Source organism: Amycolatopsis sp. cmx-4-61 (assembly GCF_046548775.1).
Classification (GTDB): domain Bacteria; phylum Actinomycetota; class Actinomycetes; order Mycobacteriales; family Pseudonocardiaceae; genus Amycolatopsis.
Window position 1 is genome coordinate 134,940 of sequence record NZ_JAEBEI010000019.1, and the last position, 19,675, is coordinate 154,614.

Annotated in this window: 20 protein-coding genes; 10 read left to right on the top strand and 10 right to left on the bottom strand. The window is 70.2% G+C overall.

Annotated elements, in window-relative coordinates; all coding sequences use genetic code 11:
• Positions 1-32 precede the first annotated feature (32 nt).
• Genes ACLJOU_RS37775 through ACLJOU_RS37785 form a run of 3 tightly spaced genes read right to left on the bottom strand, consistent with a single transcriptional unit; the run spans position 33 to position 2,811 of the window.
• Positions 33-521 carry a glutathione peroxidase gene (locus ACLJOU_RS37775; protein ID WP_410574079.1) on the bottom strand — a complete coding sequence of 163 codons (489 nt, stop codon included), beginning with the start codon at positions 519-521 and terminating at the stop codon, positions 33-35.
• A 14-nt stretch (positions 522-535) separates the two neighbouring features.
• Complete coding sequence (locus ACLJOU_RS37780; RefSeq protein WP_410574080.1) at positions 536-2,041, bottom strand: 1,4-alpha-glucan branching protein domain-containing protein; 1,506 nt, start codon at positions 2,039-2,041, stop codon at positions 536-538.
• Complete coding sequence (locus tag ACLJOU_RS37785) at positions 2,038-2,811, bottom strand: methyltransferase domain-containing protein (RefSeq protein ID WP_410574141.1); 774 nt, start codon at positions 2,809-2,811, stop codon at positions 2,038-2,040. The genes ACLJOU_RS37780 and ACLJOU_RS37785 overlap by 4 nt, the downstream gene beginning before the upstream one ends.
• Positions 2,812-2,863: 52 nt before the next feature.
• Between ACLJOU_RS37785 and ACLJOU_RS37790 the strand changes: the two genes are divergently transcribed.
• Entirely contained in the window at positions 2,864-3,289 is a 426-nt protein-coding gene (locus ACLJOU_RS37790) for a hypothetical protein (protein ID WP_410574081.1), read from the top strand.
• Here the strand turns inward: ACLJOU_RS37790 and ACLJOU_RS37795 are convergent.
• Entirely contained in the window at positions 3,267-4,112 is an 846-nt protein-coding gene (locus ACLJOU_RS37795) for a DegV family protein (protein ID WP_410574082.1), read from the bottom strand. The two genes, ACLJOU_RS37790 and ACLJOU_RS37795, sit on opposite strands and share 23 nt — an antisense overlap.
• Before the next feature lie 243 nt (positions 4,113-4,355).
• On the opposite strand from ACLJOU_RS37795, the gene ACLJOU_RS37800 reads away from it, so the two are divergent.
• The 4 genes from ACLJOU_RS37800 to ACLJOU_RS37815 all read left to right on the top strand — a co-directional run bounded on the left by ACLJOU_RS37800 (position 4,356) and on the right by ACLJOU_RS37815 (position 7,941).
• On the top strand, positions 4,356-5,141 hold the full coding sequence (locus ACLJOU_RS37800) for an electron transfer flavoprotein subunit beta/FixA family protein (protein ID WP_410574083.1): 786 nt from the start codon (positions 4,356-4,358) through the stop codon (positions 5,139-5,141).
• 29 nt (positions 5,142-5,170) lie between these two features.
• Positions 5,171-6,130 (top strand): electron transfer flavoprotein subunit alpha/FixB family protein, encoded by a 960-nt coding sequence (locus ACLJOU_RS37805; RefSeq protein ID WP_410574084.1) that lies wholly within the window; start codon positions 5,171-5,173, stop codon positions 6,128-6,130.
• Between the two features lie 147 nt (positions 6,131-6,277).
• Positions 6,278-7,060 (top strand): GNAT family N-acetyltransferase, encoded by a 783-nt coding sequence (locus ACLJOU_RS37810; protein WP_410574085.1) that lies wholly within the window; start codon positions 6,278-6,280, stop codon positions 7,058-7,060.
• Positions 7,057-7,941 (top strand): lysophospholipid acyltransferase family protein, encoded by an 885-nt coding sequence (locus tag ACLJOU_RS37815; RefSeq protein WP_410574086.1) that lies wholly within the window; start codon positions 7,057-7,059, stop codon positions 7,939-7,941. Before ACLJOU_RS37810 ends, ACLJOU_RS37815 begins: the two co-directional genes overlap by 4 nt.
• 54 nt (positions 7,942-7,995) lie before the next feature.
• Here ACLJOU_RS37815 and ACLJOU_RS37820 read toward each other — a convergent pair whose 3' ends face one another.
• Entirely contained in the window at positions 7,996-8,898 is a 903-nt protein-coding gene (locus ACLJOU_RS37820) for an NADP-dependent oxidoreductase (protein ID WP_410574087.1), read from the bottom strand.
• A 148-nt stretch (positions 8,899-9,046) separates the two neighbouring features.
• Between ACLJOU_RS37820 and ACLJOU_RS37825 the strand changes: the two genes are divergently transcribed.
• The 4 genes from ACLJOU_RS37825 (at position 9,047) to mnmA (ending at position 14,099) form a co-directional block, all read left to right on the top strand.
• On the top strand, positions 9,047-10,330 hold the full coding sequence (locus ACLJOU_RS37825) for a helix-turn-helix transcriptional regulator (protein WP_410574088.1): 1,284 nt from the start codon (positions 9,047-9,049) through the stop codon (positions 10,328-10,330).
• 44 nt (positions 10,331-10,374) lie between these two features.
• On the top strand, positions 10,375-11,742 hold the full coding sequence (locus tag ACLJOU_RS37830; protein ID WP_410574089.1) for an MFS transporter: 1,368 nt from the start codon (positions 10,375-10,377) through the stop codon (positions 11,740-11,742).
• A gap of 64 nt (positions 11,743-11,806) precedes the next feature.
• Positions 11,807-13,003 carry a cysteine desulfurase family protein gene (locus tag ACLJOU_RS37835; RefSeq protein ID WP_410574090.1) on the top strand — a complete coding sequence of 399 codons (1,197 nt, stop codon included), beginning with the start codon at positions 11,807-11,809 and terminating at the stop codon, positions 13,001-13,003.
• 4 nt (positions 13,004-13,007) lie between these two features.
• Entirely contained in the window at positions 13,008-14,099 is a 1,092-nt protein-coding gene (mnmA, locus tag ACLJOU_RS37840; protein ID WP_410574142.1) for a tRNA 2-thiouridine(34) synthase MnmA, read from the top strand.
• Between the two features lie 7 nt (positions 14,100-14,106).
• Here mnmA and ACLJOU_RS37845 read toward each other — a convergent pair whose 3' ends face one another.
• From ACLJOU_RS37845 to ACLJOU_RS37865, 5 genes are all read right to left on the bottom strand, one after another.
• Positions 14,107-15,369: a DUF222 domain-containing protein gene (locus tag ACLJOU_RS37845; protein WP_410574091.1), complete on the bottom strand. Its 1,263-nt coding sequence runs from the start codon at positions 15,367-15,369 to the stop codon at positions 14,107-14,109.
• Positions 15,370-15,552: 183 nt separating this feature from the next.
• On the bottom strand, positions 15,553-16,005 hold the full coding sequence (locus ACLJOU_RS37850; RefSeq protein ID WP_410574092.1) for a GNAT family N-acetyltransferase: 453 nt from the start codon (positions 16,003-16,005) through the stop codon (positions 15,553-15,555).
• Positions 16,006-16,015: 10 nt separating this feature from the next.
• Entirely contained in the window at positions 16,016-16,417 is a 402-nt protein-coding gene (locus ACLJOU_RS37855; protein ID WP_410574093.1) for a GNAT family N-acetyltransferase, read from the bottom strand.
• Between the two features lie 78 nt (positions 16,418-16,495).
• Positions 16,496-17,539: an MBL fold metallo-hydrolase gene (locus ACLJOU_RS37860; protein ID WP_410574094.1), complete on the bottom strand. Its 1,044-nt coding sequence runs from the start codon at positions 17,537-17,539 to the stop codon at positions 16,496-16,498.
• A gap of 104 nt (positions 17,540-17,643) precedes the next feature.
• Positions 17,644-18,468, bottom strand: a complete 825-nt coding sequence (locus ACLJOU_RS37865; protein WP_410574095.1) for a phospholipid scramblase-related protein — start codon at positions 18,466-18,468, stop codon at positions 17,644-17,646.
• Between the two features lie 122 nt (positions 18,469-18,590).
• Here ACLJOU_RS37865 and ACLJOU_RS37870 point away from each other — a divergent pair, with 122 nt between their 5' ends.
• On the top strand, positions 18,591-19,628 hold the full coding sequence (locus ACLJOU_RS37870) for a methionine synthase (protein WP_410574096.1): 1,038 nt from the start codon (positions 18,591-18,593) through the stop codon (positions 19,626-19,628).
• Positions 19,629-19,675 lie beyond the last annotated feature (47 nt).

A 19,675-nucleotide genomic window follows, 5' to 3' on the forward strand; every position in this document is an offset into this window, starting at 1 on the left:
CGGCGGGGGACCGGCGTCCCCCGCCGTGATTCTCAGGCCGGCAGCGCCGCTTCGATGGCCTTGAGGACCGCTTCGTCCTCGGGCTCGGTGCGCGGCCGGAACCGCGCCAGGACCTCGCCGTCGGCGCCGACCAGGAACTTCTCGAAGTTCCACTGGACGTCGCCGGCCGCGCCCTCGGCGTCGGCGGTCTCGGTCAGCTCGGCGTAGAGCGGGTGCCGGCTTTCGCCGTTGACGTCGATCTTCTCGAACAGCGGGAACGTGACGCCGTAGGTCGTCGAGCAGAACGTCTGGATTTCCTCCGCGCTGCCCGGCTCCTGGCCGGCGAACTGGTTGCACGGGAACCCGACGACGGAGAAGCCCTGCGTGCCGAAGCGTTCCTGCAGGCGCTCGAGGCCGGAGTACTGCGGGGTCAGGCCGCACTTCGACGCGACGTTGACCACGAGCAGCGCTTTCCCGGCGAACTCGCCCAGCGAGCTGTCCCGGCCGTCGAGGGTCTTGAGCGGAATTTCGTCGATTCCCATCCGGTGGGTCCCTTTCAGTCGTGCTTCAGCGCCCGGGCGTCGAGGTGCCCGAACGGTCCGTCGTCGGCGCGGTAGGCCGCGGCGAGCTCCTCGGCCCGCGCGCGGTCGCCGCGCCGGAGCAAGCCGGCCAGCGCGTCGAAGCGGTCGGTGTGGACCGCCGCGCGACGACGGGCGTAGTCCGCGGCCGAGTCCTTGGTGACCATGAACGCCCAGTCGCTTTCCAGCGCGAGCATGGCCTCGGCGACGGCTTGGTCGGCGACGGTGTCCCGCGCCGTCCGGTCCAGCCCCCAGACCAGGGTGAGCAGCCGGTCCTGCAACGCGGTGTTGGCGGCGACCATGTCCTGGACCTGCTCGCCGTCCCAGACGCGCCAGTCCTTGCCCGACCCCCACGACGACGACGGCAGGTCGACCGGTTCGCCGACGTGGCCGGCCTCCATCGCGCCCTTCAGCGTCGTCACCCGCACTCCGGCCTCGGGCAGCGCGCGCAGCACGCCCTCCAGCCACGCCGGTCCTTCGTGCCACCAGTGTCCGAACAGCTCCGTGTCGTACGCGGCGACCACGAGCGCCTCACGCCCGTGCTGCTGCTTCAACGACCGCAGCCGCGTCACGACGGTCTCGACGAAGTCCTTGACGTGCGTTCCCAGCACGTCGGCGGCGAGCGCCGGGTCGTAGGGCGCCTTGTCCTGCGGCTCGACCGTCTTGCCGGTGACCCGCGCGGCCTTGAGGCCCACCTCGTGCTGCCAGGTGTGGAAGTCGCGGTAGGCGGCGTGGCCGGGGTAGCCGGCCTTCGGCGACCAGACGCGGTAGGTGACCTCGAGGTCCCGGCCGAAGGCGAGGACGCCGGTGTCGCCGACCGGCCGCGCGGCCCAGGTTTCGCCGCGCAGCGACGGGCCGTCGACCATGAACCGCCGCACGCCCGCGGCCGCGTAGCCGTTTTCCAGACCAGGGGCGTAACCGCACTCGGGCGCCCAGATCCCCTCCGGTCGCGTCCCGAGCCGCAGCGCGGTGTCGGCGAGGCCGGCGTTGAGCGCGAACTCCCGCACCCGGGGGTCCAGCAGCGGCTGGAACGGGTGGGCCAGCGGCCCGCCGAGGAGCTCGATCGTCGAATTGTCGACCAGCGGACGAAGGACCGGCGAGAACCCGTGCCGCCACCGCGTCCCGAGCTCTTCCGCCGCGCGGACGGCGGTCCGGTACTCAGCCGCGGCGAGCTCGCGCAGCAGTGGATCGCCGCGCCACAGGGTCGCCGCGTGCTGGGCACGCAGCTGCCAGTGGCCGAGCCAGTCGTGGAAGGCGCGGATGCTGTACGGGTCGTCGAGCTGGGCGGCCAGCACCGGCGTCACGCCCAGCGTCAGCACGTCACGGCGGCCTTCGTCGGCGAAGCGCTCCAGGAGCTCGACCATCGGCAGGTAGGAGTGCGCCCACGCCTGGTAGAGCCACTCCTCGCCGACCGGCCAGCTCCCGTGGTGCGGCAGCCAGGGCAGGTGGCTGTGCAGGACGAGGCAGAAGGTGCCCTCGCTCATCGCCGCACCGCCACGGCGATCAGGTCGAGGCTCGCGTCGAGGTCCTCGCCGTGGATGTCGAAGCCGGTGGCCTCGATCGCGGCGACGTCGGCGAGCAGCGCCTCCGGCCACACGGCCTGCCCCGGGAGCTTGCCCATGACCACGTCGAGCTGGGCGTCGATGATCGAACCGCCGTACCGCTCGTCGAGCGCGCGCACGGCCTCGCCGTGGTGCAGCCCGTGCAGGGTTTCGACCTCGAAGCCGGCGTCGGTGAGCAGCCCGGCCAGCTCGGACGGCGCCAGCTCGCGGGTGTGGAACGGGTTCAGCGGCGTGTCGCTGTCCGGGGTGAAGGTGAGCCGGTTCGGGGTCGTGACCAGCAGTTTGCCGTTTCGCGGCAACACCCGCCGGCACTCGGCGAGAAACCCGGCCTGGTCCCACAGGTGCTCGATGACCTGGAAATTGGCCACGACGTCGACCGCGCCGTGGCGGACGGGGAGGAAGGCCAGGTTCGCCCGCGCGACGGCGACCTCGGGGTAGCGGCGGGCGACGTGCTCGGTCGTCGGGACGTCGTAGTCGAGCGCGAGCACCCGGCGGGCCGTCGTCGCGAGGAGGCTCGCGCCGTAGCCCTCGCCGCAGCCGGCTTCGAGCACCGTCGCGTCCGCGCAGTGGGGGAGCAGGGCGGCGTATGCGGCTTCGTGGCGCCGGAACCAGTAGTTCTCCTCGGCGATGCCGGGGACGGTCCGCTCGCCGGTCAGGTGCAGCGCCTCGGCCCGGGTGGCTGGGGTGGTCACCTCCGCGACCCTAGCGGTGTCACGTCCGGCGCCGCCGTCTCGTTCCGTGGTCATGCAACGGACCATCACCCGCGTACTGCTCGCCGTCTTCGGCCTCGTCGAAGCCGTGGTCGGAATCTGGCCACTGGTCTCACCCGCCGGCTTCTACCAGGACTTTCCCGGGTTCCGCGTCGGCTGGGTGGCGATGGACGGGCCGTTCAACGAGCACCTCCTGCGCGACTTCGGCGGCCTCAACCTCGCGCTCGCCGCGCTGCTGATCGGAGCCGCCGTGATCGGTACCACAGCCGTCGCGCGGCTCGCGGCGGTCGCCGCCCTGCTCTTCGGCGTCCCGCACTTCCTCTACCACCTCGGCCACGTGTCGCACTTCGAGCGGATCGACCAGGTGCTGATCCTCGTGACGACCGGGCTCGGCGTCGTTTTCCCGCTCGTGGTCCTGCTGGTCCCCGGGCGGCGGGTCAGCCGACCGGCGACACCGTGATGCCGAGCGCGCCGGGGCCGAGGTGGGCGCCGATGACCGTGCTCGCCTCGACGACCATGCTCTCGACCATCGCCGGCACCCGGCGTTCGATCTGCCTGCCGATCTCCAGTTCGTGGTCGCTGGCGCCGAAGCGCGTCACGGCGATGTCGGCGCGGAACCCGCCGGACTTCTTCACCGCGAGGTCGACCATCTTGGCCAGCGCGCGGCGCGTGCCGGGGACGCGGGCGAGCGGTGCGACCTCGCCGTCCTTGACCGTGAGCAGCGGTTTGATCGAAAACGCGCTACCGAGCATGGCCTGCGCGGCGCCGATGCGGCCCCCACGGCGGAGGTACTCGAGGGTGTCGACGTAGATGAACTCCGTGCTCGTGCTGCACCGGCGTTCGGCCGCTTCGATGACCCGGGTGGCGTCCGCGCCGGCCGCGGCCGCCCGGGCGGCGGACACGGCGGCGAAGCCGAGGCTCATGCCGGTGGTCCGGCTGTCGAGGACGTGCACGGGGATGCGGACCTGCTGGGCGGCCTCCCGAGCCGCGCGGAGGGTGTCGGACATGCGGCCGGAGAGATGGATGCTCACGATGGCGGTCGCGCCGGAAGCGGCCGCCTCCTGGTAAGCCCAGAAGAACGCCCCCGGGTCCGGGGGCGCGGTCGTGATCACGTGCCCGGCTCTCATGGCGTCGATCACTTCGCCGCGGTCGAAGCGGTTTTCGTCGTCGAAGTGGCTGCCGAGGCTCAGCTGGATCTGGACGACCCCGATCGACCAGCGGGAGGCGACGAGGTCGGGAAGGCAGGAGCTCGAGTCGGTGATGACGGCGATGCGCGCGGGCATGGTGGGGGAGATTAATGCCTGAGACCCACTGCGAGTAGGCCGTGGTTGGTCCGATCGGACGAACGGCAGTTCAGGCGAGGTAACCGGTCGACTACCGGGACGATCGTCCCACTAGATTGCGCATCCAGGTGAATGGCGTCACCTCGACGGGTCCTGGCGGCGGAATGGCCCTAATCTACCGGCCAGTAGAGCACTGTCCCGTGGTCGACCGCGGGCCACGAACCGGGAGGTCGAAGCAGACCCATGACCAACATCGTCGTCCTGGTCAAGCAGGTACCGGACACCTACTCGGAGCGGAAGCTCAACGGGTCCGACCACACCCTTGACCGCGAATCCGCCGACGCCGTGCTCGACGAGATCAACGAGAAGGCCGTCGAAGAAGCGCTGAAGATCAAGGAAGCCGGCGAGGGCGAGGTCACCGTGATCTCGGTGGGCCCGGACCGCGCGACCGACGCCATCCGCAAGGCGCTGTCCATGGGCGCCGACAAGGCCATCCACGTCTCCGACGAGGCGCTGCACGGCTCCGACGCGATCGCCACCGCGAAGGTGCTGGCCGCCGCGATCGGCAAGGTCGAGGGCTTCGACCTGGTCATCGCCGGCAACGAGTCGTCCGACGGCCGCGGTGGCGCCGTCCCGGCGATCCTCGCCGAGCTGCTCGGCCTGCCGCAGGTCACCTACGTGCGTGAGCTGACCGTCGACGGCTCGACGATCAAGGCCACCCGCGAGACCGAAGACGGCCTGACCCACCTCGAGGCGAGCCTGCCCGCGATCGTGAGCGTCGGCGAGAAGATCAACGAGCCGCGCTACCCGTCCTTCAAGGGCATCATGGCCGCGAAGAAGAAGCCGGTCGAGACGTTCACCATCGCCGACCTGGGCGTCGACGCGGGCGAGGTCGGCCTCGGCAACGCGTGGTCCACCGTGACCGAATCCGCGCCGAAGCCGCCGCGCACCGCCGGCGAGAAGGTCGAAGACGAGGGCGACGGCGGCGCCAAGGTCGCCGAGTACCTGGTCGGCCAGAAGCTCATCTGACAACGGCTCTTCGAGGAGGAAGTAGAACCATGGCTGAAGTACTCGTCCTCGTCGACCACGTCGACGGTGAGGTCAAGAAGGTCACGCTCGAGCTGCTGACCGCCGCCCGCGCACTCGGTGAGCCGTCGGCCGTCGTCGTCGGCCCGACGGGGACCGCCGCGAAGGCGAAGCAGGCGCTGGCGTCGCACGGCGCCGCCAAGGTGTATGTCGCAGAAGGCGACGACGCCGCGAACTACCTGGTCACGCCCAAGGTAGACGTGCTCGCCGCGCTCGCGCAGCAGGCGTCCCCGGCCGCCGTGCTCGTCACCGCCAGCGGTGAGGGCAAGGAGGTCGCCGCCCGCCTGGCCGTGCGCCTGGGCTCCGGCCTGATCTACGACGCCGTGGGCGTCAACGGCGACGGCGTCATCGACCAGTCAATCTTCGGTGGTGCGTTCTCGGTCAAGTCCAAGTCCGCGAAGGGCGCGCCGGTCGTCTCCATCCGCCCGGGTGCGGTCGAGGCCGAGCCGGCCGAGGGTGCCGCGGCCGAGGAGACCGTCGAGGTCCCCGCGGTCGACGCGGCCAAGGCCACCAAGATCACCGGCGTCGAGCCGGTCACGGGCGGCGACCGGCCGGAGCTGACCGAGGCCTCGATCGTGGTCTCCGGTGGCCGCGGCGTCGGCTCGGCGGACAAGTTCGACGTCGTCGAGAAGCTGGCCGACTCGCTCGGCGCGGCCGTCGGCGCGTCGCGTGCCGCCGTCGACTCCGGCTACTACCCGGCGCAGTTCCAGGTCGGCCAGACCGGCAAGACGGTGTCGCCGCAGCTGTACATCGCGCTCGGCATCTCCGGCGCGATCCAGCACCGCGCCGGCATGCAGACGTCGAAGACGATCATCGCCGTCAACAAGGACCCGGAGGCGCCGATCTTCGAGATCGCCGACTTCGGCATCGTCGGCGACCTGTTCAACGTCGCGCCGCAGCTGACCGAGGCGGTCGAGAAGCGCAAGGGCTGATCTTCGCCCGCGAAGGGCCTTCCGGGGGCGACCCGGAAGGCCCTTCGCGCGTTTTCGGGACAGAGAACCCGCCATTAACTGAACGTGCATTTATCGGTCATCGGATGGCACTCTCCGCGGCTTCCTCCGCGCAGGTAAACCTTGACCATGACGACGTCACAGCTCCTCGTCAGCACTGATCAGGCGGGTGCGGAGCTCCCCGCCGACGCTCCCCGGTACTCGCTTCTCGTCGCGCACGCGAACGACGAAGTGGTCGCGGCCCAGAAACTGCGGCACCGGGTTTTCGCCGAGGAAATGGGTGCGCGCCTCCACTCCCCGCGGCCCGGTCTCGACGTCGACGAGTTCGACGAGTTCTGCGACCACCTCGTGGTCCGCGACGACAACACGGGCGACATCGTCGGCTGCTACCGCATGCTGCCGCCCGAGCGCGCCGTCCAGGCGGGGAAGCTCTACGCCGACAGCGAATTCGACCTGACGGCGATCGCGGGCCTGCGCCCGTCGCTGGTCGAAACGGGCCGGTCGTGCGTGCACCCGGACCACCGCAGCGGCGCCGTCGTCAGCCTGGTCTGGGCCGGGATCGCCCGCTACATGCTGCTTTCCGGTCACCGCTACCTCGCCGGCTGCGCGTCCGTCCCGCTGGTGGACGACGGCTCCTTCGCCGCCGGCGTGCGGGACGTCCTGCGCACCAAGCACTACTCCGACGAGGCCACTCGCGTCACGCCGCTGATCCCCTGGGACGCCTCGGGCATCGAGCGCCCGGCGCGGCCCACGCTGCCGCCGCTGATCAAGGGCTACGTCCGGCTCGGCGCGAAGGTCTGCGGGCCGCCGGCGCTGGACGCCGACTTCGGCGTCGCGGACTTCTTCGTCCTCCTGGACCTGCAGAACGTCGACGAGCGGTACCTGAAGTTCTTCCTCGGGGGCCGGGGATGAGCCACGCGTGGATGCCGTCGTCGCCCTGCGGCGACGGTTGCCTCACCGCCGACGACCCGGTGGTCGGTTTTTGGCGACGAGCGCTGCGCTTCGCGGCGGCGGCCTCGGTCGTCCTCGCGGCGCTGGTGTCCGCGCCCTTGCTCCTGGTCGCCCCGGGCCGCGAGCGCCTGCTCAGGCTGATCTTCCGCGGCGTCCTGCGAGCGTTCGGCGTGCGCCTGGACATCCGCGGCGGCGCCGACTTCCTGACCGCGCCCGCCGGCCGTGGCGCGCTGGTGGTCAACAACCACATCTCGTGGCTGGACATCGTCGCGATCAACGCCCTGCGGCCGATGCGCGCGCTGGCCAAGAAGGAGATCGCGGGCTGGCCGGTGCTGGGCGGCCTGGTCCGCCGCGGCGGCAGCATCTTCCTCGACCGCGAGCGGCTGACGACGTTGCCCGCCACGATGGCGGCCCTGGCCGACGCTTTGCGGACGGGCTCGCTGGTGAGCGTCACCCCGGAAGGCACGACGTGGTGCGGCCTGGCCTCGGGCCGGTTCACGACGGCGACGTTCCAGGCGGCCATCGACGGCGGTGTCCCGGTGCGCCCGATCGCGCTGCGGTACCGCCTCGCCGACGGCCGCGAGACCAGCCGCCCGGCGTTCATCGGACCGGAGTCGCTGATCGCGTCCCTGCGCCGGGTCGCGGCCCTGCGCGGCTTGGTGCTCGAGATCCACGTCTGCCCGGAGATCGCCCCTGGTCGCGCGGAAACCCGCCGCGAACTGGCCGCCCTCGCCGAGTCGGCGGTCCATTCCGCGCTGGGCACGGTCCAGATCCCGGCCCAGCAGCGCCGCCGGACCCCGCGCCGCCAGGCGGCCCCACTGGCTTCGCCTCCCGCGAAGTGATCCGGGCCCTGTCGCCGCGATCCGGCGACAGGCCCGGATTGGTCCCGCTGTCGGTCAGCCGACCGTGATGGTCAATTTTCCGCCAGGGTGCCCGCCCTCGCTCTCGACCTGCGCCGCGGCCGCCTCGGCCAGCGGGTAGCTCTTGCCCTGCGCGATGCCGACGCCGCGATCGGTCACCCAGCCGGCGATCCCGGTGAGGACCTCACGGCTCTGCTCGCCCCCGCTGGAGAACGTGATCCCCAGCTCGAACGCGGCCGCGTCGGCGATGGTGACGATCCGGTCCTTGGTGCCCCGCAGCTCGACGGCCCCCGGCAGCACCCCGTGCCCGGCGGCGTCGAACACGGCGTCCACCGGTCCGGGCGCGGCCTCGCGGACCCGCTGCACCCAGCCGTCGCCGTAGAGCACGGGCACGACACCCAGCGACTTGAGGTCTTCGATGCTCCGGCTTCCCCCGGTCCCGATGACGGTCACGCCCTGCGCGACGGCGACCTGAGCGGCGAACCGCCCGACCGTGCCGCTGGCCCCGAGGAGCAGCAGCGTCTCGCCCTCACGGACCCCGAGCAGCCCGAGGACGCGGAGCGCGGTCTCGCCGGCGACCGGCAGCGCGGCGGCGTCCGCCCACGAAAGGCTCGCGGGCTTCGGCGCGATCGCCTTCGCCAGGACGTACTCGGCGTAGGCGCCGGTTTCCGACCAGCCGAAAACCTCGTCGCCCACCGCGAAGTCCGCGCCCTCTCCGACGGCGTCGACGACTCCGGCGACCTCCAGGCCCGGGATGTGGGGGAACGAGACCTGGAAGTTCTGCTGCATGGCGCCGTTGCGGATCTTCCAGTCGATCGGGTTGACCCCGGCAGCCCGCACGGCGAGCCGCACCTGTCCGGGGCCCGGCTCCGGCAGCGGGACGTCGGACAGCTGCAGGACTTCCGGTCCGCCGTATGCGGAGAAGGTGATCGCTCGCATGGTGGTTCTCACTCCTTGGTTCGTGACATTCGAATGTCCTCCTCCGGAAGTCAACTCGCCCGGCGGAGCAGCCGAACCGCCCGGACGAGCAGTGTTCACTAGCCGGACGAGCAGGCCGCCTGCCCCTGGACGCGCTTACCTTGGTCGCATGGACGCTTCCTGGTCGGATCCGCGGCACGTGCTGGACGTCGTCGAGCGCCTCCTGTCGGCACCGCGGCCCCAGTTCCTCAGCCGAGTCGCGGCCGAGCTGGGCAAGCTCATCCCGCTCCGCGCGGCCGCGATGCAAACGGGCGACTGTCCCCGCAGCCCGCTCAAGACGATCGGCGACGAAACGATCACCCACGCCGTGACGAGCGTCGAGCTGCAGCGGCTGGTCGACCGCAGTGAGCCGGGCAAAGCCCTGGTGATCGACGGCGTGCTCGGCGGCGTCGAGCGCCGTCTGGTCCTGCTCGCTTCGACGCCGGCGGTCGGCCAGGGCGCGGTGATCGCCGTGGTGCCGGAGGCCGCGGAGCCGCCGGCCGCGGAACTGGAGCTGGCGGCCCGGCTGTGGCACATCGTCAGCACCGACGCGGGCCAGCGGGCGACGGACCCGGGCCCGGGCGTCCTGGCCAGCAGTCTCGCCGCGGCGTCCGCACGTGCCCAGGCGATCACGGACCTCGGCCAGTCGCACGCGACAACCCTGGTGACACTCTTGTCGGTGCTCCGCTCCGGCCGGCTCTCCGACGCCGTCGCCCGCCGCACCGCGGTCGACCTCGCCGCCGACGCACTGCTCGACCTCAAAGGCGTCGTCGACCGCGACCAGGTCATGTCCGCGGAGCAGACGGACGCGGCGTTCGCCGTCCTCAGGACCCAGCTGGCCGACCTGGTGCGGCACACGGAGGTGGACGTCGATCTCGCCGATCCGGTCGGCGACGCGTCTCTCCCGCAGGACATCGCCCACACGGCTCGCACCCTGACCCGCGGCCTGGTGCTCACCGCTTTGGACCGCCCGGCGACCACGCGCCTGCGGGCGTCCTGGCGCGTCGAGGGATCGCGGCTGCGGATCACGGTCCGCGACGACTGTCCGGAAGCCGCCGACGCGATCCCGCCCCGGGGCCTGACCGAGCGGCTCACGGCCCTCGGCGGCCACTGGGAGGTCGACGCGGTACCGGGCTGGGGCACGACGGTCACCGCGGCCCTCCCACTCGGCGTGGCCGAACCGCCGGAACTGCGTCCGCTCGACCGCCTCAACCCGCGCGAACTGGAGGTCCTGTCCGGCATCTCCCAAGGCCTGCGCAACCGGCAGATCGCCGGACAACTGCAGCTCAGCGAGCACACGGTGAAGTTCCACGTCCGCAACATCCTGGAGAAGCTGGGCGTGAGCTCCCGGGGCGAGGCGGCCGCGCTGGCTCGCGATCTGCCGCTGGAACCGGTGGCACATCGTTCCGCCTGAACCGCCTTGACCTCCAGCGTGCTGGAGGGTGCACGCTGCTGATCATGGCCTCCCCGATCGACTCCGCACCGCGTCGCCGAAGTGTGCTCTGGAGCGCGGAACATCGGCTGACCACGATTGCGCTGCTGCTGGTGGTCACGTTGGTCGCGTTCGAGAGCATGGGCGTGGCGACGGCGATGCCCACCCTGGTCGCCGACCTGCACGGGTTGTCGCTCTATTCGTGGCCGTTCACGATCTTCCTCATTTCCAGCGTGGTCGCGACGGTGCTCTCGGGCCGGATCGGCGACCGCCGCGGCCCGGCGCCGGCCCTGCTGGCCGGCCCCTTGCTGTTCGCGGCGGGCCTTGTGGTCGCGGGGACGGCGACCGGAATGCCGGTGTTCCTCCTCGGTCGAGCGCTGCAGGGCTTCGGCGCGGGGCTGCTCCTGGTCTCGATTTCCCTCCTGATCGCGCTGACGTTCACCGACCACGAACGCCCGGTCATCTACGCCGCGAACGCCGCCGCCTGGGTCTTGCCCGCGGTCATCGGGCCTTCGGTGGCCGGAGTCGTGACGGTGAGCGTCGGCTGGCGCTGGGTCTTCCTCGGCTTGCTCCCGTTCGTGGCCGCCGGGGTCGCGATGCTCGTCGTGGTCGTCCAGCGCTTGCCCGCACACGAACCGGCCACGGACGCCCGGCAGGCGAGCGTGCCCCAAGCGGTCATCGCCGCACTCGGCGTCGCGGCGTTGACGTGGGCGGCCCAGCACCAGTCGCTCCTCGCGCTCGCTTACGGCGCGGTCGGACTCATCGCCCTGGGCTATGCGCTGCGCAGGCTGCTGCCGGCCGGCACGTTGACTTCCCGCCCCGGCCTGCCGACGGTCGTCGCTTCTCGCGCCCTGATCGCCGGCGCGTACGCGGGAATGGAGGCGTACCTCCCGCTGACGATGAGTGCGGTCCACGGCTACAGCCCCGCCCTCGCGGGCCTGCCGTTGACGATCACCGCCTTGGGTTGGTCCGCGGCGTCGGCAGCGCAAGGGCGGTACCTCGGCTGGTCGCGGGAGACTTCACTGCGCACCGGGTTCTGGCTGGTCGCGGCGGGCTTGGTCGGCTTCGGCTTGGTTTCGCAGCCGTGGGTCCCCGGCTGGGTCGCGTTCCTGGCCTGTGCGGTCGGCGGGGCGGGCATGGGGATCGCCATACCCGCTATCTCAGTCCTCCTGTTGCGCTACTCGCCAGAAGGCGAGCGCGGCTTCAACACCTCCGCGATGCAGCTCGCGGACTGGGTCGGGTCCGCCCTGCTCATCGGTCTGGGTGGTGTCCTGCTCGGCGCGATCGGCTCGGTGTTCGACCCTTCGCCGGCGATGGCCCTGCTCACCGTCGCCTTGGTGACCCTCGCGATGGTGGGCGTCCGGCTGACCGGGCGGTGGCCGTCAAAGGTGTGACAGCCCACTCCGAGGGCCAGGGTGGGCTTCGTCACGCGCTGGAGCGGACTACCCTGGACGAGCGATGACCTATCTCGACCACGCGGCGACCACTCCGATGTTGCCCGAAGCCATAGCGGCGATGACCGAGGCGCTGTCCACCGTGGGCAACGCCTCGGCGCTGCACTCTTCCGGCCGTCGAGCGCGCCGGATGGTCGAGGAAGCCCGCGAAACCATCGCCGAGGCGCTGGGCGCCCGTCCCTCCGAGGTCATCTTCACCGGCGGCGGCACCGAGAGCGACAACCTGGCGATCAAGGGCATCTACTGGGCCCGCCGTGGCGAGCAGGAGCAGCGTCGTCGCATCCTGTGCGGAGCCGCGGAACACCACGCCGTCCTGGACACGGTCGAGTGGCTCGAAGCCCACAGCGACGCCGAGGTCACCTTGCTGGATGTGGACAGCCAGGGACGGGTGTCGCCTGAAGTCCTCCGGACCGCCATCGCCGCGAATCCGAAGACCGTGGCGCTCGCCACCGTGATGTGGGCGAACAATGAGGTCGGCACGATCAATCCGATCGCCGAGCTGGCGGCGGTGTGCGCCGAGTTCGAGATCCCGCTCCACACCGACGCGGTCCAGGCGGTCGGGGCCACTCCCGTCGATTTCGGGGCCAGTGGAGCCGCTGCGCTCACCCTCACCGGTCACAAGCTCGGTGGCCCCTTCGGAGTGGGAGCGCTTCTGCTCGGTCGCGACGTTCCTTGCACGCCCCTGCTGCACGGCGGAGGTCAGGAGCGCAATGTCCGCTCTGGCACCCTGGACGTCCCGGCGATCGTTGGTTTCGCGACTGCTGTCCGAAGCAGCGTCGCGAGTCGGCCCGAGTACGCGAAGCGAGTGGAGGAACTCCGGGACGGACTGGTCGAGGCCGTCCGACGGGAGGTACCCGACGCTGTCCTCAACGGTGGGGTTGGCGAGCGGCTCCCCAGCCATGCCCACTTCACTTTCCCGGGTTGCGCCGGCGACAGTCTTCTGATGCTGCTGGACGCCAAGGGCATCGAATGCTCGACTGGGTCCGCGTGCACAGCAGGCGTCGCTCAACCGAGTCACGTCCTGCTCGCCATGGGGGCCGATCCGGCGGCGGCTCGCGGTTCCCTCCGTTTCTCCCTCGGCCACACGTCCACCGCCGCCGATGTCGAGGCCGTGGCTGCGGAAATCGGTGGTGTCGTCCTGCGCGCCCGGCAGGCCGGCCTCGCCGGAATGCGCAAGCAGACTCAGAAGCAAGAGGTGTAGGACAATGCGGGTTCTGGCCGCGATGAGCGGAGGAGTGGACTCGGCGGTCGCCGCAGCGCGTGCGGTCGACGCCGGGCACGATGTTGTCGGCGTGCACCTGGCTCTGTCCGCCAAGCCGGGAACGCTGCGGACCGGCTCGCGCGGGTGCTGCACGATCGAGGACTCGCACGACGCCCGGCGGGCCGCCGACATCCTCGGGATTCCCTTCTACATCTGGGACTTCGCCGAGCGCTTCACTGAAGAAGTCGTTGAGACCTTCGTGGGCGAATACGCTGCCGGACGTACCCCCAATCCGTGTGTCACCTGCAACGAGAAGATCAAGTTCGAAGCACTTCTCGAGAAGGCGATGGCACTCGGATTCGATGCGGTCGCCACAGGTCACTACGCACGCCTCTCCGTGGAAGATGGTGTGCCCGAGTTGCGTCGTAGCGCGGACACGGGCAAGGACCAGTCGTACGTGCTCGCGTCCCTGACGTCGGAACAGCTCAGCCACGCCATGTTCCCCCTCGGGGATTCGTGGAAGAGCGACGTGCGAGCCGAGGCGGAGCGACGAGGTCTGTCCGTCGCCAACAAGCCGGACAGCCACGACATCTGCTTCATCCCCGACGGCGACACCAGGAAGTTCCTGGAGAACCGGCTGGGCCAGCGTCCCGGCGAGCTCGTCGACGCGGAAACGGGTGCAGTCCTCGGCCGTCACACCGGGGTGCACGGGTTCACGGTCGGCCAGCGCAAGGGGCTGGGGATCGACGCTCCGGCGCCGGATGGCCGTCCTCGGTACGTGCTGTCGCTCGAACCGGTGTCGGGATCCGTCAAGGTCGGCTCCGTGGCCGGTCTCGGCGTCAAGGTCATCGAGGCCGACCGGGCGATCTGGCCCAGCGGCCGCCCGCTGACCGAGCCGACCGAATGCGTGGTCCAGGTCCGGGCCCACGGAGGCATCGTCGACGCGGTTGCCGACGTGGACTCCGACACGATGACAGTGCACTTGCGCGAGCCGCTGCGCGGAGTCGCTCCGGGTCAGGTCGTCGTGCTTTACCGCCCTGATGCCGAAGGCGGGGACGTCGTCCTCGGCAGCGCGAAGATCTCGGGCACCCGCTGATCATCCGTCACTTTCGCGGCTTCTTCCGGAGCCGGTTCGTCCGTCGGCGGCCGGGGTGCACCGACGGTGGCGTCGTCGACTGCACCTGTCCTGATGGCGTTGTGACGTTGACAGTGCCGTCCGGCGTGACTTCGTAGTTCCAGCCAGGCTGCCCCTCGAGCTTGCTGTGCCGTGAGCAGAACGTGGCAGCCTCGTCCGTGTCACCTTCACCTTTCGTGCGAATCGCCTTGACCTGGCAACTCTGGGCGGGACGGGTGCAGCCGGGCTGTCGGCACTCCTGGTCGCGAACCCGGACGAACTCGTCCTGATCGAGCGGATAGCGTGTCGGAGACAGTTCGACGGCGTGACCCGTTCGCGGGTCGGTGAGAACCCGGCGCAGCGTCGTGTTGGCCCCGCCGATGATGTGACGAGCCAGCTTGGCCCCGATGGGCCCGCGGCCGGCCAGCGCCACCGGGGTCTGGTTGAGGCCGATGTAGGTGGCCAGGTCGATGTGCAGGAACACTTCGGCGCGTTCGCTCGGGCCGCCGGTGCCGCTGAGCAGCAGGTCGATGGCCACATCCGCCCGGAGCTGATCGAGCGTGCGCGGTTCCTCCGGCGTCTTCAACGCCCGGGCGGCCTGGTCGACGCGGGCGTAGGCGGCCGCTGCCTTCTCGGTGGCTGCGTTGTTCACCGACAGGTGAGTCACCCCGGTATCTTGGTGGTGCAGGGTGAGGCGTCGCTCGACGAGCTTTCGTTCGGTGCGGAGCGCTGCGCCCTCCGGATCGACCTGGGCGGCCGCATAGGTGGCGGCCCGGCGGATCTGGGTGGCGTTCTTCCCCGGAACCCGGTCCTCGAGTGTCGCATCGACGACACGGACGTCATCTCCCGACAGCCATGCTGTCGCATCGGTGACCTTCATGGCGCGATGCAGGTCGAGCCGGCCGGCGTCCATCAGGTTGAGCATGCGCGGGAGGCGGGCGATCAGCGCGTTGGCCGCGGAAACGATGGCGCTGGCGCGGTGTTCCGTTATGGACAGAGCCAACGCGACTTCCGAGGACGCGCTGAGCGCCCGTCTCCGGCGCACGCTCAGATCTGCGATCGCCCGAAGCTGCAACGCTTGCAGCTTCGAAATCTCGCCGTCGGTATCGCGGATCAGGTCGATGACCTGATCATCTTTCATGTACTGCAACGAGTTCGGATCGGCTCGGAAAGACCGCACGCTGGGCGGGAAGTCGTCGATGCCTCGGGAAGTCGCAGGAACGAGCTGGCGGACCGGTTGTGAATGCGTCATGAGACCGACCGTACTTCGACTGACGGTGAAAGTCAGCAAAAACGTCACGAACGGGCCGTTCGTGACGCTCGCTTGACTTGGCGCAAATATTTCGGGACGGTGCCATTGTGCATCCGCGACCGACCCCGGAAGGGATTGTCCTTAATGGACTTCAGAACTGGTGCTTTTGCAGGGCTTTGTCACTCAAATCTTCAGTTTGAAGCCCGTGTGACTCGGGATGAACCCGAGGCGTTGGTAGAATCGGTGTGCCTCCGTCCTGGAGGTGTCCGACGTGAGTTGCACGAGGGCGCACTCGCGCCGCCGTGACTCGTCGATCGCCCAGCGCACGAGATCGGCACCCAATCCGGCGCCCCGATGGTCGGCGTGGATCCGCACGGCCTCGATCTGGCCACGAAGTGCGCCGCGCCTGGCCAGTCCCGGAATGATCGTCAGCTGCAGGGTGCCGACCGGCTTGTCCCCGACAGTGACGACCACCAGAAGCTGGTGGGGATCGGCGTCGATCTCATCGAAGGCGCGCAGGTATGGCTCGAGGTCGCCGGGGTCGTCCCGCGTGGCGCCGAGTTGGTCGTCCGCCAGCATGCGCACGATCGCATCGATGTCTTCACGCTGTGCCCGGCGGATCGCGTAATCAGTCACGACGTCAGTCTCACAGGATGCGGGTGAACCCCTGGTAGCCGTACTCGAACCCGAAGCGGGCGTAGAAGTCCCGCAGGTCGCCGCGGTTGAGGCCCGCATCGAGGTGAATGCGCGTGCAGCCGCGCCGGCGGGCTTCGTCGATGCCCCAGGTCAGGAGAGCGCTCGTCACGCCGCGGCGCGCGGCGCGGATGCCCTCGAGCAGTCCGCGGGGCGCGCCGTCCCACGCGAGGCCTCGGAGCACCGTCAGCTGTGCGGTGCCGGCGACGCCGTTGTCGTCCTCGGCGACGACCAGTGTGACGTGCGGGGTGTTCGTGAGTTCCCGGAGGGCGGCTGCCAACTGTTCGCCCGGCGCGCCGAACAGGCGCACGAGCGCCTCGATGTCCGTCGCGCGGGCACGTCTGATGACCTCCATTTCATCCAGTATGCAGCAGGCTGCACGGCAGACCTGGCTGCAACGAGGTGGCTACCGGCAGTGTCGGCCGCGTCGGCCTCAGGTCACCGCGTAACGACGAACTCCGTCGACAGTTTGAGCGCTCAGTTTGCCTTGCGACACCAGGAGGTCCAGGTGCGCCGCGGTTTCGAGCACCGCGAGCATCTGGTTGAACGCGTCCATTTCGGACAGTTTGCGGTTGCGTCGGGTCCACCCGATCCGATGTGCGGCCTCGTACGCGCAGGTCGCTCCGGCCGCGATTTGCGCGGCGATCGTCTCGAGGCGCTGACGGTGGTGTTCCAGCAGTTCGTCGATCCGAGTGTGCACGCTTTCCGACACCGGACCGTGCGCGGGAAGCATGCGGCGGTCCGGCATGGCGCGCACCAGGCAAAGTGAGTCGATGAAGTCGTTGAGCGGCAACTCGGCCGGCACCGGCTGGAACCCGATGGACGGCGTGATGTGGGGCAGCACGTGGTCGCCGGAGAACAGCAGATCGGCAGTGTCGTCGACGAAAACGACATGCCCGGATGTGTGTCCCGGAGTGGCGACGACTTCGAATTCGCGCCCGGGCAGGATCGGCCGTGGTCCCGGCGTCAGCCATTCGTCGGGCGCTTCCCAGAGGTCGGCTTCCGTGTGCCGCCGGTCGGTGCCGAACTGGCGGGCCAGCTCTTCCACGACTTCGCCGGCTCCGGCCTGGAACAACAGGTCGACCTGGGCCTCCATCGGCAGCCGGTCGGGATTGTTCGACGCCTTGAGCGACGGCTCTTCGTCCTGGCCGAGGGCGATCTTCGAACCGAAGTCACGGCGGAGGACCACCGCCTGCGAATAGTGGTCGCGGTGCACGTGGGTGACGAGGAACTCGCTGACGTCGGCGAGTTCGGCGCCGATCCCGCCCAGGGCGTCCGCCAGCTGTTGCCGGGCCACGGTCAGCGCCCATCCCGCGTCGACCAGAACCAGCTTCTCGCCGTCGGTGACCGCGTAGACGTTGACCGCGCGCAAAGCGTCGTTGGGCAGCGGCAACGGGATCCGGTAGACGCCGGTCGAGACCTCGTAAATCCCGGGCTCGGTCCAGTTCCTGTCGCTGCTTTCCGGCAACGGTTCCACGGTGACCTCCGTCCCGGCGAGACTGCGGCGTCCCGGCCTTTCTTCACCCTGAGCGGTGCCGGGCCCGCTGTCCACCAGGAGGAGATGAGACGCCGGTCACTCGCTCAGTCGGTGTCCTGCTTCAGGGCCGTGTCGATCGTCAGGGCCGCGGCGACGACCATGCTGGCGAGCGGATCCGGGAGTGGGTGCGGGATCTCCACGACGTAGTTGTCGGCCGTGGTGAAGGCGGCTTTGAGGAAGCCGCCCCATGTCTTGGTCACCCGGGCGACCTCGGTGCCGGCGTGATCACGGATCGAGAAGTTCCAGGCGCGCCAGTTCTCGGCGAAGATCCCGCCGACCGACCGGCCGTCGACGATGAAGCCGAACCGGATCTTGCCGAAGACGTTCTCCTGGACGATCTCGCCGATCGGCGTCTCGTCCGCCCTGGTGACGAGGAACCGGGACTTGAACACCTTCGCCGGCCGGGTCACCTTGAGCACGGTGCTGTGGTTGGCGTCGCGGACCTCGAACTTGTGGGTGAGGAACTGGTCGTAGTTGGTCAGCAGCCGGATCGCCTTCTTCAGCGTGCTCTGGCCCACCTCGACGACGCCGCCGAGCTGGTTGCCGTGCTGGTCGAACACGCCGAACTCGTTCGCCATCTCGATCAGCTTGGCGCGCTGGTTGACCACGAGCACCGGCTCCGTGAACAGAGTGCCGCCCCCGGCACGTGCGCCGCCCCGGCCGCGTGTCGCGCGATTGACCTGGTCCTGGACTCGGGTCGGGTCGTGGGGGCGTTCGATGTCCAGCTCGATCGGCTCGGAATCGCTCGGCGGCGGGGGTTGGTGCGCCGGCCGGGTGTCGGCGGTCCAGGCCTGGCCGTCCCACCATCGGTGCAGACGGGGATCCCGCGCGTCCGGGTACCAGCCCGGCTGCGGTGGCGAACTCGTCATGGCCGGTCAGCCTATAGCCGCCGGACCCGCTGATGGCGTCGATCACGGGATATGCGGTGAATGTCCGCATCCCGGCGCCCCGGTCGGTGCCTTCACGGGGATGTCCACCAGAATCGGTGTTCGTGAGTGAGCGAATCTGGCCCAACGGAGCCGCGACGGCGATCGGCTCGATGCCGGGCACCGATCCTGCCGAAGCGGCCGCGGTCGTGTTCGGCGAGTTGCCCGACTTCCCGCACCTGCCCGAACTGCCGGCCCGCGGCGTGGGGGCGGACATGCTCGGCCGGACGGCCGCGCTGCTCGTCGACCTGGCCGTCGACGTCGTGCCGAGCGGCTATCGAGTCGCGTCTCGGCCCGGGCACGAGCACCGCCGCGCCGTCGACCTGCTTCGGTGGGACCTTGACGCCGTGCAGGAGGCGCGGGAGAAGGCGGGAGCCACCCCGCCGGTCTTCAAAGTCCAGCTGGCGGGGCCCTGGACGCTCGGCGCGGGGATCGAACTACCCCGCGGACACCGGATACTGACCGATCGCGGGGCCCTGCGGGACTTCACGTCGTCACTGCTGGACGGCCTCACCACACACGTCGCGGAAGTGCAGGCCAGGACCGGTGCGCCGGTGGTGGTCCAGTTCGACGAACCGTCGTTGCCCGCCGTGCTCGCCGGGGATCTCTCGACGCCGTCGGGCTACGGGAGCGTTCCGGCGGTGCCCGAACCCGAGGCCCGCCAGCTGCTCGACACCGTGATCGACGGTGCCCGGCGGATCACCGGCCGCCCGGTGATCCTGCACTGCTGCGCGGCGAAACCGCCCCTGGGCCTGCTGCGTGATGCGGGTGCGGACGCCCTGGCCTTCGACCTTGCAGCGCTCGACGGTGCCTCCGCCGCGTTCCTCGACGAGATCGGGGAAGTGTGGGACGGCGGAGCCACGCTGTTCCTGGGTGCGGTCCCGGCCACGGCGTCCGGCGCTTCGCCGAGTTTGAAGGACGTCGGCGAGCCGGCGTTCCGGTTGGCCGATCGGCTCGGCTTCAACCGGAGCGTCCTCGCCGAACGGGCGGTGCCGACACCTGCCTGCGGCCTTGCCGGCGCGACGCCCGAATGGATGCGCCGGGCCCTGGCCTTGACGCGGGACCTCGGCAAAGCCTTCGTCGAGCCGCCGGAAGGCTGGTGACGGAATCCGGCGACTCGCCGACGTTGCCTGCGGCCGGCAAGTAGCGT